We start from the raw sequence: 14,175 nt of genomic DNA, 5'->3' as shown, positions 1-14,175 counted from the left end.
CTACTGCAATTAATGCACCAGCGCCTTACATGCTTAGACAATAGTTGCAGACGCGTCGTAATGCAAGAGGGTCCGACCGAGCTGTCCCACCGCCGTCGGCGGCCGTACGCCTCCGCCGAGGAGCCGCCTCGCGCGAGCCCGGAACCGTGGAACTCCCGGTGACGGCCCTGAGTGCTGTCTCCTCCCCACCTCCGCGGCCTCGGTCGGCTGCACGGTCCCCGCCCGCCGACGGCGGGTTCACCGGCGTCAACCTGTCGCCCCCCGGTGGTGCGGCCCGCCACGGGCCGGCCGCACCACCGTTGGCCGGGGCCCTCAGCCCGCGACGGGTGCTCCGGTCGGGGCGGTGGCCCTGGCGGTGAGGGCGAGGCCGTAACGGCGCAGGAGGAGGACGGCGGTGGTGGCGAGGCCGATGAGCAGGCCGAGCCAGAGGCCGCGGGTCTCGCCGCCGAGGGGGTAGGCGAGCAGCCAGGCGGCGGGCAGGCCGACGAGCCAGTAGCCGATCAGGGTGATGCGGAAGCCGCTCCGGGTGTCGTCGAGGCCGCGCAGCAGTCCGACGCCGATGTTCTGGGCGCAGTCGAAGAACTGCAGGACGGCGACGACGGCCAGCAGGCCGGTGGCGATCTCCAGGCCCTGCCGGTCGGCGGCCGAGCCGGCGTCGAAGTAGGGCCGCAGGACGAGGTCGGGGACGGCGAGGTAGGCGATGCCGACGAGGGTGGTGACGACGGCGCCGCAGGCGAGGGCGGTGTTCTTGATCCGGCGGGCGGCGGCGTACTCGCCGAGGGCGAGCTCCCGGCTGACGTTGATGGACGCCGCGTGGGAGAGGCCGACGGCGACCTGGAAGACGATGTAGATCAGCTGGTTGACGGCGGTGTGGGCGGCGAGCGCGGCGGCGCCGAAGCTGCCGGCGAGCAGGGCGGTGACGGAGAAGAACCCGGCCTCGGAGCCGTAGGTGGCGGCGATCGGGGCGCCGAGGCCGAGCAGGCGGCGCACGGTGGCCGGGTCGGCCCGCCAGAAGTCCAGGCTCAGCAGCGGGGCCAGCTGCGGGTCGCGGCGGGCGGAGCCGTAGAGGGCGAGGAAGGAGAGCAGGTGGACGCTGCTGGTGGCGACGCCGATGCCGGTGAGTCCGAGGGTCGGCAGGCCCCAGGTGCCGTGGATGAAGACCCAGTTGAGCCCGGCGTTGACGGCGACGGAGGCGACGGTGATCCGCAGCAGGGCCTGGGGGCGGCGCATGCCGACGGTGAACTGACGGATCGCCTGGAACCAGAGGCAGGGGAGCAGGCCCGGTGCCAGCGCGGCGAGCATCCCCTGGGCGCGGTGGGCGACGGTGGCGTCCTGGCCGAGCCAGGTCGCGGCCTGGCCGATGAGGACCATCAGGACGGCTCCGGCGAGGCCGGCGAGCGTGGCGACGGCCATCGCGGCCCGCACCAGACCTCGGACCTCGGCGCTGTCCCCGGCCGCGGCGGCCTTCTCCGGCGCCCCGGTGCTGTCCCCGGCCACCGCGGTCTCCTCGGGTGCCTCGGCCTTCTCGGCGCGGGCGGCGGCGGCCGCGACCTGGTTGCCGACCGAGGTGACCAGCCCGACGCCCATGGTGCGCAGCTGGTTGAAGACGACGAGGGCGAGGCCGCCGGCCGCGAGGGCCTCGGTGCCGAGCACGCCCATCATGATGGTGTCGGTGGTGGTGAGGGCGACCTGGGCGAGTTGGGTGAGGGCGAGCGGGACAGCGAGGGCGGCCAGGGCCCGGCTGTCGCGGGCGAGGACGGTCAACTGCTGCATGGTGAGGGTCACGCTTCTGGGAGTCACGGCCTGCGGAGTTTGGTGAGGGTCTCGTCGATCTCGGCTTCGACGGCGGGGTCGACGAGGGAACGGGCTGCCATCCAGTCGTCGTTGAAGACGGTGTCCATGTACTTCTCGCCTCCGTCGTTGATGAAGGCGACCATAACCGCGCCCGGCGGCAGGGTCCGCAGCCGGGCGAGGGCCTCGTACACGACGCCGCCCGCGGAGCCGCCGATCAGCAGGCCGGTGCGGCGGGCGACGACGCGGGCGGCGGCGAAGGCCTCGATGTCGCCGACCTTCACCCCCTCGTCGATGAGGTCGTAGTCGACCAGGAGCCCGATGGTGGCGCCTTCGGGGGTGCCGGTGCCGGACTGGTAGTAGTCGTGGGCGGGCGGGCCGAACGCGATCGAGCCCTTGGGCTCGACGCCGACGACGGTGAGGTCCGGGACGCTCTTCTTCAGTTCCAGTCCGGTGCCGCACAGGCCGCCGCCGGTGCCGACGGCGCCGATCAGCACGTCGACCCGGTTGTCCAGGGCCTGGGCGATCTCGCGGCCCACCGCGTAGTAGCCGACGGCGTTGCTGGGGTTGTTGTGCTGTTCGGTGAAGAAGGTGTTGTCCTTGCCGCGGGCCATCTCCTCGGCGAGTTCCTCGCGGGCGGCGGTGTGCAGGTCCTCGCCGCCGTCCTCGTCGACGTAGACGAGTTCGGTGCCCATGGCCTTCATGCCGCGCAGCTTGTCGGCGGCGGCGTGGTGGTCGACGACGGCGGTGAAGCGGTAGCCGCGTTCGGCGGCGACGACGGCCAGGCCCAGGCCGGTGTTGCCGGAGGTGGACTCGATGATGTGGCCGCCCTCGCGCAGTTCGCCGCGCTCCTCGGCGTCGAGGACCATCTGGCGGGCCATCCGGATCTTGGCGCTGCCGGTCGGGTTGTACATCTCCAGCTTGAGCAGGAGGCGGGCCCCGTTGTCGGCGCGGGCGAGTTCGAACAGCGGGGTGCGGCCGATGAGTTCGGATATCCGGCTGACCACCGGCGGGCGGTGCAGGGCGTCGGTCATGGCGGGGGGCTCCAGTGGGATCAGCGGTCGAGTTGCCAGCGGGGGCGGTCGCCGTCCCGGTCGATGACGACCTTGGGCGGCAGGGGGAGTTCGTGGAACGGGGACTCGTTGGAGTCCATCTGGTAGCCGGCGGTGTTGGGGTAGACGAGCAGGTCGCCGGACCGGGGCCGGGCGGGGAAGGAGATCCTGCGCCAGGTCAGCAGGTCGGAGTCCAGGCAGCTGGCGCCGCCCACGCAGGCCTCGTACGGGCCGTCCTCGCGGTCGTCCCGGGGCAGCAGGACCGGGTCGGGCAGGTACTCGCTGTTGAACCACTGCTCGGACAGGCTGAGACTGGTGCCGTCCACGGTGACGATCCCGTACCCGGCGCGGTCCTTGACGCCCTGGACGGGGAACACCGAGGAGCCGGCGCGGTCCAGCAGGGCGCGGCCGGGTTCCAGCAGGAGCAACACGCCGGCCTGCCGCAGCCGCTCGGCGAGGCTCGCGCCCCGGCCGCCGGGGCGGGCGGCGAGGACGGCCCGCAGCGCGTCCGCGCCGGCGACGGGGGAGTGGTACGGGTAGAAGTCGCCCGCGGCGAAGGACTTCCCGCCGTGGTAGTGCCCGGGCCCCTGCGCGGCGAGGAAGGCGTCCCAGGCGCCGGCGGCGACGTAGTCGACGGGGAAGCCGCCGCCGATGCTGATCCGGTCCGCCCGGAGGCCCGATTCCCGTGCCGTGAGGCAGAGTTCGACGAGCTCTCCGGCGAGGTCGGCGCGCGGCTGGACCTCGTAGCCGGAGAGGTGGAAGCTGAAGCCCTCCATCCGTACGGCGTCCCCGGCGGCGGCGCAGCGTTCCAGTGCCTGCCGCAGCTGCTCGTCGTCCAGGCCGAACCGGCTGCGCGGCTGGGCCGGCGGGTACCGGCGCAGCAGGACCCGGGCGGGGCGCTCTCCGGCGAGGCCGAGCAGGCGTTCCAGTTCGTCGAGGGCGTCGACGGCGATCAGCGCGCCCTGCCGGACGGCGACGCGCAGCAGTTGTTCGGACTTGGCGGGGCCGGTGACGACGAGGTCCTCGCCGCGCACGCCGTGGCCGAGCGCCTCGCGCAGTTCGCCGAGCGAGGCGACGTCGACGCCCGCGCCGGCGGCGGCGCAGCGGTCCACGAACACGGCGGCCTTGTTGGCCTTCTTGGCGTAGTGGACGCGCCCTTCGACGCCGGCGTCGGCCAGGGCCCGGCGGAACGCGGCGAGGTTGGCGTCGAACCGCTCGGGCAGCAGGTAGTGGAAGGGGCCGCGCAGGCCGTGGGCGAGTTCGTGGAGCAGGCCGCTGTGGTGGATCCGGTCGGCGAGCGGGTCGGGGTGGGCGGGCAGGGTCAGCGCCACAGGGCCACCTCGGTGCCGAGGCCCTGGTCGGCGGCGAGCTGGGCGAAGCGGTGGCCCAGCGCGATGTCGGTGACGACGAGTCCGCTGTTGTAGGCGAAGATCCGCTGCTCGGGGGCGGTGCGGGCGGCGGCGCCGGCGATGACGGCGGGCAGCTCCAGGTCGACGGCCGGGAGCTTGCCGTCCGGGTCGGCCATGTCGGTGCCGGTGACGTGCATCTGGGCCTCGCTGGTGGCGATCACCCGGTCCGCCCGGTGCAGGGTGGAGGGGGCGAGGCCGTGGCCGACGAGGACGGACACGGCGCCGGGCTTCAGCCAGTCGGCCTCGACGGCGGCGGGGGTGTGGCCGCCGGCGGTGGCGAGGACGATGTCGGCGTGGCGGGTGGCGGCCGGAAGGTCGGTGACCAGCTCGATCTCGCGCCCCGGGAAGTGCCGCGCGAGTTCGGCGCGGACGGCGGCGATACCGTCGGGGTGGGTGCCGGACAGCAGGAGGCGCTCCAGCCCGGGCAGGGTGGTGAGCAGGAACGGCAGGGCGAGGCGGCCCTGGGTGCCGGTGCCGATCACCAGCGCGGTCGAGGCGCCGGGGGCGGCGCACTCGCGGGCCAGCAGGGCGGAGACGGCCGGGGTGCGCAGGGAGCCGATGCGGGAGCAGTCCATCATGGCGACGGGCAGGCCGGTGACGTCGTCGTAGATGGTCAGCGTCGTGTAGTAGTGCTGGTTCTCGCGGCTCTCGCCGAGTCCGTGCTTGTAGGAGGTCTTGACGGCGACGACGTTGCGGACGCCGTCGCGGCCGAGCATGGCGTAGGAGACGGAGTGGCCGTCGGAGGGCTTGACGGTGAGCTTGCGAGGGTTGTCGGACTGCCCGGCGGCGAGGGTGCGGTAGGCCTGTTCGACGGTGTCGACGACGTCGGCGAGGCCGATGTCCAGGCCGGCGAGGTCGCTGGTGGACAGTACGCGCAGGGTGGTGTCGTCCCGGTCCATGAGGGTGCCCTTTCGGGGTGGTGAGGCGGCGGCAGGGGTTCGGTTCAGGCGGACGAGGCGGACGAGGTGGGCCAGGCGGTGAGGGCGGCCTGGCCGTAGCCGTGCTCGTCGTGCTCGGCGGCGGGGCGGGTGGGGCGGTGCTCGACGCGCACGGAGGCCCGCTTGAGCCAGCGGTCGGTGCCGTCGTAGCGGGCCCGGAACGGCACCCGGCCGTGGACGACGAGGTCGTTGTCGACGACCAGGACGTCGCCGGGCTCCAGGCTCACCGCGACGGAGACGCGGGCCAGTTCCGCTCCGAGGCGCCCGTACGCCTCGCGCCACGTTCCGTCGGCCTCCTCCAGCGGGGTGTAGGCGGGGTCGTAGCGCATGGTCAGGCCCTCGGGCGTCTCGAACAGGGTGGGCACCGGTGCGGGCCGGCCGTCGAACTTCCGGGCCTGTTCGTAGGCGTCGTCGGGCAGGATCGGCGCGACGGGCCGCTTCAGCTGCTCGACGTCGGCGGCGGACAGGTCGGCGAGGCGCACGCTGGCCGCGGTGGTGGCGATGTTGTCGTGGTTGCGCATGCAGCAGAGCAGCAGCAGGTGTGCGCGGCCGGGGTGGAAGGCGTCCTCGGTGTGCGGGGCGAGCAGGACGGAGCTGGAGGCGCCGGTCTGCTCGCTCTCGTGACCGGGCGAGGGCACGATGTTGTGTACGAACCGGCCGTCCTGCTGGCCGTCCCAGGCGATCGGGGTGCCCATCAGGGCGGAGACGAGCAGCAGCGCCACGTCCCAGAGCGCGCCGGCGTCGCCGACGGTCGACCAGTGGCCGGGGGTGGGGCCGAGTCGGGTGTCGTCGACGGTGAGGCCGCGCAGCACGAACAGGCCGTCGGCGGTGTCGACCGGGCGCAGCCGGTGGCGCAGCGGCTCGCCGAGCCGGGCGCACGCCCCGGGCAGGTCGGCGAGCAGCGCGGGGCTGGTCGCGGAGCCGTGGAGGTCCAGCAGTTCGGCGGCGGTGGCGGTGAGTTCCGTGACGGCGTCGGGGTCGAGACGGCGTACCGGGGCAGGGCAGGTGGGCACGGCGGGACCTTCCGAGGGCAGGAGAGGCGAAGGAGCGCTGGGGGAGCGGGCACGTGGCATCACCGCGCCGGTGCGGGACGGCGTCGGGAGCTTCGCGTGGGGCATCGGTCCGGGGCGGCTCGAACGGCCGGACGACAGGAAACTAACAACGACTCAGATGTTAGGCAAGCCTTACCAGGCTGGATGTCTCCATGTGCGTGGTCCCGGTTCCGGTCGGCGGCGCACGGGCCGCGCGTCGGCAACTTCCCTGCTCGGGGCGGAAGTCGGGAGGTGGGGGCGCATGCTCGGAAGGCGGGCGCGCTCCGTCGGACGGCTTGCGGCTTGTCTCGAATTTAGGGTAGGTAACCCTAAGCAAATCGTACGGACCCGAGACGAGGATCGAACGTGGGCGTCACCAGACGACAGCTGCTGTGGGCCGGAGCCGGGGCCGGGGCGATCGGCGTGCTCGCCGCCTGCGGCGGCGGCAAGGGTGCCGCCGGAGAAACCACGTCGTCCGAAGGAACCGGCCAACCGCCGCGCCCCGGAGGGACGTTGAAGGTCGGCGCGCTCGGCAAGGCCTCCGCCGTCACCCGGGACCCGCACGGCACCCAGGCCAACGAGAGCGACTACCTCGTCATCAGCCTGATCTACGACACGCTCGCGATACCCGGGGAGAGCGTCAACACCGCTCCCCGCCTCGCCGCCTCCTGGAAGCCCTCCGAGGACCTCAGGACCTGGCGCTTCACGCTGGCCGACGGCGCCACCTTCCACGACGGCACCCCCGTCACCGCCGACGATGTCGTCTGGTCGCTGAAGCGGCTGCGCGCCACCCCCGCCGGCAAGAGCCGGCTGCCCGGCATCCAGCCCGAGGGCATCACGGCCGAGGACCCGAAGACCGTCGTCCTGGTCTCCGACTACCCCAACGCCGACCTGCCGCTGCAGACCCGGCTGACCACCTTCGTCCTCAAGAAGGACACCGCCGAGGACGCGATCGCCGGAGCCCCGGGCACCGGCCCGTTCAAGCTCGACTGGTACCGCGACGGCAACGCCCGCCTGGTGCGCAACGACAACTGGTACGGCGGCAAGGCCCTGTTGGACGCCGTCGAGGTGCGCCTCTTCGAGAGCCCCCAGGCCATGGCCAACGCCCTGCTCGCCGGACAGATCGACGTCGCCTCCAACGTCGGCGCCGTCGCCGCCCGCACCGCCGAGGCCCGCAAGGACGTCCGGATCGTGCGGCGCCCCAACGACATGGCGATGCCCATCGTGATGCGCACCGCCGACGGCCCGTTCGCCGACGTACGGGTACGCGAGGCCCTCCGGCTCGCCGTCGACCGCGACGCCATGGTCAAGCAGGTCCTCTCCGGCTACGGCAGCGTCGGCAACGACATCCTCGGCACCGGCGACCCGGCCTTCGCCAAGGACGTCCCGCAGCGCACCCGCGACCTCGCCAAGGCCAGGCAGCTGCTCGCCGACGCCGGCTTCGACACCTCGAAGACGTACGACCTGATCACCACCGAGGACATCTCCGGCCTGGCGGAGTCCGCGACGCTGTTCGCCACCCAGGTCCGGGAGGCCGGCGTGCGGATCAACGTCGTCAAGCAGGACTCCAAGGTGTTCTGGGACACCACCTGGCTCAAGGGCACGCTCTACACCAGCTACTGGGGCACCAACGACTCGGTGGTCTTCTTCGCCTCCAAGACGATGCTCTCGGACGCCGGCCAGAACGAGTCCGGCTGGAACGAGCCGAGCTTCGACGAGACCTACCGCACCGCCATGGGCACCGCCGACACCGCCGAGCGCGCCAAGCTGCTGCACCGGCTCCAGGAGATCGAGTTCGCCAGGTCCGGCTACCTGCTGTGGGGCATGGCCGACGGCATCGACCTCGCCGGCGCGGCCGTCCGCGACCTGCCCAAGCTCCCCGGCTACGGCCGCGTCCAGCTCGAGAAGACCTGGCTGGCGCGTTGACCACGCTCCAGCCGGCCGGCGCCCGCGCGCCCCGCGCTCTCCCGGCCCGCATCCTCCCCGCTGCGGGCCGGGTCGCCCGGCAGGCCGCCCGGCGGCTCGTGACGCTCGTCCTCCTGCTCGCCGCCGTCTTCGCCGCCATCGAGCTGCTGCCCGGCGACGCCGCCGGCGCGAGCTCCGACCGGGGCGTCACCGCCGCCGACCTCGTCGCCCGACGCGCCGCCATGGGCCTCGACCGCCCCGTCGCCGAGCGCTTCCTGGACTGGATGACCGGCCTGCCCACCGGCGACCTCGGCACCACCGCACGCGGCCGGCCCGTCACCGAGGTCCTGGCCGGCCCCTTCCCCAACACGCTCCTGCTCGGCGGCCTCGCCCTCGGCCTGAGCGCCCTCGGCGCGCTCGCCCTCGGCGGCCGGGCCGCGCTGCGCCCCGGCGGGCGCGTCGACCGCGCCGTCGACGCGCTGTCCACCGCCGCGTTCGCCGTCCCGGAGTTCGTGGTCTCCGTCGCCCTGCTCCTGCTGCTGTCCCAGTGGACCGGCTGGCTGCCCGCCGTCACCCTCACCGGACCGGACGGCAGGCCCGAGTCCTGGACGATGACCCTCCTGCCGCTGCTCTCCCTGCTGGTCCCGCAGATCGGCTGGAACACCAGGATCGTGCGCGGCGCGCTCGCCGACCAGTCGGCCCTGCCGCACGTCCAGGCCGCCGTCCTCGACGGCCTGCCGCGCCGACGCGTCCTCAGCCACCACATGCTCCCCGGCGCCCTGCCCGCCATCGCCGTCGGCATCGCCACCTCCGCCGGCATGCTGCTGGGCGGCACCGTCGTCGTCGAGACCCTCTTCAACTACCCGGGCATCGGCGCCGTCCTGGCTGGCGCCATCACCGACCGCGACACCCCGCTCGTCGCCGGGGTCGTGGCCGCGTCCGGCGCCGCCATCAGCCTGCTCCTGCTGCTCGCCGACCTCGTCCGCACCACCACCCTCGGAGAAGAGCGCCGATGACCTCCGACGCCCCGGCAGCGGCCCCCGCGCCCACCACCCGACGCGGGCGACGGGCCCTCGTACGCGCCGTTCCCGCCCTCCTCCTCGTCGCCCTCGCGCTCGCCGGACCGCTCCTCGCCCCGCACCCGATCGACGCCCCGGTCACCTTCCCCTACGCCGGAGCGGGCGGCGACGCGCCCCTCGGCGGCGACCAGCTCGGCCGCGACGTCCTCAGCCGCCTCCTCACCGGCGGCGCGCCCCTGATCGCCACCGCCCTGGCCATCGCCCTCGTCGTCACCGCGGCCGCCACGGCCGCCGGCATCCTCGCCGTGCTGCGCCCGGCCCTCGGCCGGTGGATCGAACGCGCCGCGGACCTGACGATCCTGCTGCCGTCCGTGCTCGCCATCATGCTCATCGCCCTGGCCTGGCCCGGCGGCGGCCGCCTCGCCGTCGCGACCGCCGCCACCCTCCTCGGCATCCCCTACGCGGTACGGATCGTCGCCGCCGCGGCCGCCCCCGTCGCCACCACCGGCTTCGTCGAGGCCGCGGCCGCGGGCGGCGAGACCCTCTGGCACCTGACCGTCCACGAGGTCCTGCCCAACCTGCGCTCCACCGTCCTCGCCCTGTTCGGCCTGCGCTTCGTCGAGGGCGTCTACATCGTCTCCGTCGCGGCCTTCCTCCAACTCGGGCCCCAACCGCCGGAAGCCGACTGGGCGCTGATGATCCGCGAGAACGCCGCCGGCATCACCCTCAATCCGTGGGCCGTCGGCGCCCCCTGCCTCGCCATCGGCCTGCTCGCCATCAGCGTCAACCTCGCCGCCGAAGCCCTCGTCCCCGCCCGGCCCACCCCGGAGACACCGCTGTGAGCACGACCGACCCCGCCGTGACCGCCGCCGGCCCCGCCGTGAGCAGCGACATCGACACCGACACCGTCGTGACCGCCCGCGGCCCCGCCGCCCGGGCCGCCGGGCTGTCCGTCGCCCTCGGGGTCACCCCGCTGCTCACCGACGCCACCCTCACCCTCGTCCCGGGCCGCGTCACCGCCGTCACCGGCCCCTCCGGCGCCGGCAAGACCACCCTGCTGCGCGCCCTCGTCGGCTCCCTGCCGCCGGGCGCCCACGTCGCGGCCGGCAGCCTCACCGTCCTCGGCCGGGACATCCTCACCCTCCCACCCGAGGAACTGCGCCGACTGCGCCGCCACGGACTCGCCTTCGTCGGCCAGGACCCCGGCTCCGGACTCAACCCCCGGATGCGCGTCGACCGGCTCATCGCCGAGACCTCCCCACGGCGCGGCCGAACCCCGGTGCCGGACCTGCTGCGGGCCGTCCGCCTGCCGGTCGGCGAAGGCCTCGAACACCGCCGGACCGCGAGCCTCTCCGGCGGGCAGCAGCGGCGCGTCGCCCTCGCCCGGGCCCTCGCCCGCCGGCCCGCGATCCTGCTCCTCGACGAACCCACCGCCGGACTGGACGCCGCCCTGCGTGACGACATCGCCGGGCTGCTGCGCGACCTCGCCGACCACGAGGACATCGCCATCGCCCTCACCAGCCACGACTCCGAGTTCGTCGCCCGCTGCGCCGACGAGGTGCTGGCGCTGCGGCCGGCCCGCCCGGTGCCGACGCCGCGCAGGCCCACAACGTCCTCGGCGGCCACGACCGTTGGGGCCTTCGCCGGTACGGAGCCGGTCGTCGAGGTGACGGCACTCGGCGCCCGGGTCGGCACCGGCCGGGCCCGCCGGCAGGTCTTCGCCGGGCTGGACCTCGCCCTGCGCCCCGGCACGCTGACCGGGATCACCGGCCCCTCCGGCTGCGGCAAGAGCACGCTGCTGCGCACCCTGGCCGGACTCCACGGCCCGGAGGCCGGACGCATCGCCCTCGGCGGCGAAGCGCTGGCCCCCACCTACCGCGGGCGCACCCGCGACCAGCGCCGCCGCATCCAACTCGTGCCGCAGAACCCGCTCGGCGCCCTCAACCCCGCCCACACCGTCGGCGCCACCCTCGCGCGCCCGCTGAGGCTCCACTTCGCCCGGCCCGCCGACCGGTGCGGCGCCCGCGTCGCCGAACTGCTCACCGCCGTCGGCCTCACCCCCGAGCACGCCGAACGCCGACCCCACGAACTCTCCGGCGGGCAGCGCCAGCGCGTCTCCATCGCCCGGGCCCTGGCCGCCGAACCCGACGTCCTGCTCTGTGACGAGGTCACCTCCGCCCTCGACGCCGAAACCGCCGAGGGCATCATGGAACTCCTGCGCGGCCTACGGGCCGACCGGGGCCTCGCGGTCGTCCTGGTCAGCCACGACCTGCCCCTGGTGTCGGCCCACGCGGACGTCCTCCTCACGCTCGGCGGCGCCGATGGGGCGGTGCCGCTCGCCGAGCAGCGGGCGGTTCCGAGCCCGGTGCCGGACTGAGCCCGCCGTTCGGCGGGTCAGTCCGCGGCGGCGGCGGCCGCCGGCCCGGCCGGGGTGGCAACGGTCGGCGTCCCGGCCGGGGCGCCGCCTTCGGGCACCCTCGCCCAGGTCGGCCGGGAGTCACCGGTCAGGGCCCAGCCGTCCTGCCCACCGGGCTCCGCCGCCGGCCGGCTCCGCGGGCGGCGGCCGCGCACACGCGCCGGAGCGGGGAGTTGAGTTCGGCGCGCTGCCCCTTCGTCAGGGACGCCGGCAGCTCGTCCCGCGCCGCTGACGCGTCGGCGTGGAGCACCTCCACGGCGGACTCGCTACGGGGAGGGGGGCGGCGGCGGTCCGGCCGGGCCCGCGCCCACCAGGCCGTCGATCAACGCCGCCAGGGCCGGGCGCAGTTCGGCGCAGTGGGCCCCCGGGCCCAGGTAGGGGGCCGCCGTGCGGGCGAGCGCCAGGGCGGGCAGGGCGCGGGGATCGGCGGCGGCGAGCACGGCGGCGCGCTGGTTGGGCTCGCGCGGCCGGCTGACGGGGTGTTCGGAGAGGAGCTCGCCGATCAGCAGTTGCCAGCAGGAGCGGTAGGCGGACACCGCGCGCGGGGGCCGGAGCCCGGCGGCCGTCAGGTCGGCGAGGCAGGCGTCGGTGAAGGGCAGGGCCCGCGCGGAGGTCAGTTCCCCGCGGACGAGGACGTGCGGGACCCAGGTGTGCCCGGCGAGGAAGTCGTGGGCGTCGAGGAGCCGGCGCAGCAGCCTGGCGGTGGGGGAGTCGCCCGGGACGTCCACCGGCATCCCGTCGGCGATCTCGTCGAGGACGGCGAGCAGCAGGCTGTCGCGGTCGGCGACGTGCCGGTACAGCGAGGCGGCGGCGGTGTCGAGTTCGGCGGCCACGGCCCGCATGGTGAGGGCGTCGATGCCGTCCCGTTCGATCAGCCGGCGCGCGGCGGCGACGACGGCGTCCGCGGTCAGTCCCGGACGCCGGCGCCGAGGGCCGTAGCGGCCGCGCTCGACCGTCGTTCGCTGTTCTGCCATCTCGTCATCCTGTCATGCCGGACCGGCCGTCACCTGCGGGCTTGCGGGCCTAGTTAGGTAAGGCTTACCTTGTGCGAACATTGTTCGCATCTGGAGGTGGCCGTGTCCGGACCAACCCTGCCCGCATCGTCGACGACCGAGCCCGGAAGGCGGTCGAAGAACTCCCCGGACTCCCTGAACTCCCCGAACTCCCCGGCCTCTTCGAACTCGCCCGACTCCCCGGACGGCCCGGCCCGGTCCGGTCCGCGTGCCGGCCTGGTGCTGGCGACGGCGTGCCTCTGCCAGCTGGTGGTCACGCTCGACGCGAGCATCGTCAACATCGCCCTGCCCGCGATGGGCCACTCCCTGGGCTTCGCCGACAGCGCCCTGCCCTGGGTCGTCAACGCCTACGCCCTCGCCTTCGGAGGACTGCTGCTCCTGGGCGGGCGGGTGGCCGACCTGGTCGGGCACCGCCGTTCCCTGCTGGCGGGCCTGGCGGTGTTCGGGCTCGCCTCCGTGCTCGGCGGATTCGCGCAGACCCCGGCGCAGCTGATCGCCGCGAGGGCCGGCCAGGGTGTGGCCGCCGCGCTGCTCGCCCCGATCAGCCTCACCCTCATCATGGTCACCTTCGCGGAGGGGGCGGCCCGGGCCCGGGCCCTGGGCGTCTGGTCGATGGTGACGGCGGCGGGCAGCGCGCTGGGCGTCCTGCTCGGCGGGGTGCTCACCGACCTGCTCGACTGGCGGTGGGTGTTCTTCGTCAACCTCCCGCTGGTACTGGTCGGTGGCGCCCTGGCCCTGCGTTCGGTCGCCACCGGTCGCCCGGCGCGCACGGGCCGGCTCGACGTGGTCGGTGCGGTGCTCGGGACCGGGGCGATGTGCGCGCTGGTCTACGGGCTGATGGAGACCGACCGGCACCCGTGGACCTCGACCCGGACCCTGGCCACCCTGGGGGCCGCCGTGCTGCTCGGGATCGTGTTCCTCGCCTGGGAGGCCCGCTTCGCGTCCGCGCCGATCGTGCGGCTCGGGGTGCTGCGGGCCCGGACGGCGTGGGCGGCGAGCGTGATCGTCACCCTGATCGGGGCGGCGATGCTGGTGGGCTTCTACTTCTGCTCGCTGCACCTCCAGAACGTCCTGCACTACGGTCCGCTCGCGGCCGGCGCGGCCTTCCTGCCGTTCTGCGCGGGCGTGATGGCCGGCAGCATGGCGGCCGGCCGGATCGGCGCCCGGTTCGGGGCACGCGCCACGCTCACCGGGGGGCTGCTGCTGGCGGGCCTCGGGATGCTCTGGTTCGGCGGACTCGGTGTCGACTCCGGCTACCTGACCGCCTTCGTGGGCCCGTCCGTCGTCACCAGCACCGGCGTCGGGATCTGCATGGTCGCCAACACCGCGATGGGCACCTCGGGCGTCGCCCGGCACGAGGCCGGACTGGTCAGCGGGCTGCTCAACGCCGGGCGCCAGTGCGGCGGCAGCATCGGCCTGGCCGTGCTCTCCTCGCTCGCGGTGGCCGCGACCCGGAGCGCGGTGCGCGAGGGGCGCGAGCCGCTGGAGGCGCTCGCGGCCGGCTACGACCGCGCGTTCGTCCTCACGGCGGTGCTGCTGGCCGTGGCGGCACTGATCGCGGTGCTGTTCGTGCCCGGCCCCGCGCCGAAGCCGGCCCCGCG

Annotated in this window: 11 protein-coding genes; 5 read left to right on the top strand and 6 right to left on the bottom strand. The window is 74.6% G+C overall.

Translation table 11 applies throughout. From position 1 onward, the window contains the following. Positions 1–312 precede the first annotated feature (312 nt). Genes AB0E96_RS28040 through AB0E96_RS28020 form a run of 5 tightly spaced genes read right to left on the bottom strand, consistent with a single transcriptional unit; the run spans position 313 to position 6,203 of the window. The gene (locus tag AB0E96_RS28040; RefSeq protein WP_359828355.1) at positions 313–1,773 is read right to left on the bottom strand and encodes an MATE family efflux transporter; all 1,461 of its coding nucleotides are present in this window, start codon (positions 1,771–1,773) and stop codon (positions 313–315) included. Between the two features lie 23 nt (positions 1,774–1,796). Further along, complete coding sequence (locus tag AB0E96_RS28035; protein ID WP_359828353.1) at positions 1,797–2,825, bottom strand: cysteine synthase family protein; 1,029 nt, start codon at positions 2,823–2,825, stop codon at positions 1,797–1,799. A gap of 20 nt (positions 2,826–2,845) precedes the next feature. Continuing rightward, positions 2,846–4,174, bottom strand: a complete 1,329-nt coding sequence (locus AB0E96_RS28030; protein ID WP_359828351.1) for a Y4yA family PLP-dependent enzyme — start codon at positions 4,172–4,174, stop codon at positions 2,846–2,848. Then, positions 4,165–5,151, bottom strand: coding sequence for an ornithine cyclodeaminase family protein (locus tag AB0E96_RS28025; protein WP_359828350.1), 987 nt, complete (start codon positions 5,149–5,151; stop codon positions 4,165–4,167). Before AB0E96_RS28025 ends, AB0E96_RS28030 begins: the two co-directional genes overlap by 10 nt. A 44-nt stretch (positions 5,152–5,195) precedes the next feature. Then, positions 5,196–6,203 (bottom strand): TauD/TfdA family dioxygenase, encoded by a 1,008-nt coding sequence (locus AB0E96_RS28020; RefSeq protein WP_359828348.1) that lies wholly within the window; start codon positions 6,201–6,203, stop codon positions 5,196–5,198. A gap of 384 nt (positions 6,204–6,587) precedes the next feature. Between AB0E96_RS28020 and AB0E96_RS28015 the strand changes: the two genes are divergently transcribed. The 4 genes from AB0E96_RS28015 to AB0E96_RS28000 are packed head-to-tail and all read left to right on the top strand — an operon-like array spanning position 6,588 to position 11,522. Further along, positions 6,588–8,147 carry an ABC transporter substrate-binding protein gene (locus AB0E96_RS28015; protein ID WP_359828347.1) on the top strand — a complete coding sequence of 520 codons (1,560 nt, stop codon included), beginning with the start codon at positions 6,588–6,590 and terminating at the stop codon, positions 8,145–8,147. 50 nt (positions 8,148–8,197) lie between these two features. After that, positions 8,198–9,142, top strand: coding sequence for an ABC transporter permease (locus AB0E96_RS28010; protein WP_359828354.1), 945 nt, complete (start codon positions 8,198–8,200; stop codon positions 9,140–9,142). Continuing rightward, positions 9,139–9,987: an ABC transporter permease subunit gene (locus AB0E96_RS28005; RefSeq protein WP_359828345.1), complete on the top strand. Its 849-nt coding sequence runs from the start codon at positions 9,139–9,141 to the stop codon at positions 9,985–9,987. Before AB0E96_RS28010 ends, AB0E96_RS28005 begins: the two co-directional genes overlap by 4 nt. Beyond that, positions 9,984–11,522, top strand: coding sequence for an ATP-binding cassette domain-containing protein (locus AB0E96_RS28000; protein WP_359828344.1), 1,539 nt, complete (start codon positions 9,984–9,986; stop codon positions 11,520–11,522). The genes AB0E96_RS28005 and AB0E96_RS28000 overlap by 4 nt, the downstream gene beginning before the upstream one ends. Before the next feature lie 305 nt (positions 11,523–11,827). On the opposite strand, the gene AB0E96_RS27995 is transcribed toward AB0E96_RS28000, so the two are convergent. Beyond that, positions 11,828–12,535 (bottom strand): helix-turn-helix domain-containing protein, encoded by a 708-nt coding sequence (locus AB0E96_RS27995; protein WP_359828343.1) that lies wholly within the window; start codon positions 12,533–12,535, stop codon positions 11,828–11,830. Positions 12,536–12,637: 102 nt separating this feature from the next. On the opposite strand from AB0E96_RS27995, the gene AB0E96_RS27990 reads away from it, so the two are divergent. Next, positions 12,638–14,175 (top strand): MFS transporter (locus AB0E96_RS27990; protein WP_359828341.1); only part of this gene is annotated, 1,538 nt, incomplete at its 3' end.

Origin of the sequence: Kitasatospora sp. NPDC036755, from assembly GCF_040636595.1 — a bacterium.
Lineage (GTDB): Bacteria > Actinomycetota > Actinomycetes > Streptomycetales > Streptomycetaceae > Kitasatospora.
This window is presented reverse-complemented; position numbering and strand designations above follow the sequence as displayed.

Coding starts and splice junctions, on each gene's coding strand:
- AB0E96_RS28040 (WP_359828355.1), bottom strand. CDS start 1,773: ATGCAGCAGTTGACCGTCCTCGCCCGCGACAGCCGGGCCCTGGCCGCC.
- AB0E96_RS28035 (WP_359828353.1), bottom strand. CDS start 2,825: ATGACCGACGCCCTGCACCGCCCGCCGGTGGTCAGCCGGATATCCGAA.
- AB0E96_RS28025 (WP_359828350.1), bottom strand. CDS start 5,151: ATGGACCGGGACGACACCACCCTGCGCGTACTGTCCACCAGCGACCTC.
- AB0E96_RS28005 (WP_359828345.1), top strand. CDS start 9,139: ATGACCTCCGACGCCCCGGCAGCGGCCCCCGCGCCCACCACCCGACGC.
- AB0E96_RS27995 (WP_359828343.1), bottom strand. CDS start 12,535: ATGGCAGAACAGCGAACGACGGTCGAGCGCGGCCGCTACGGCCCTCGG.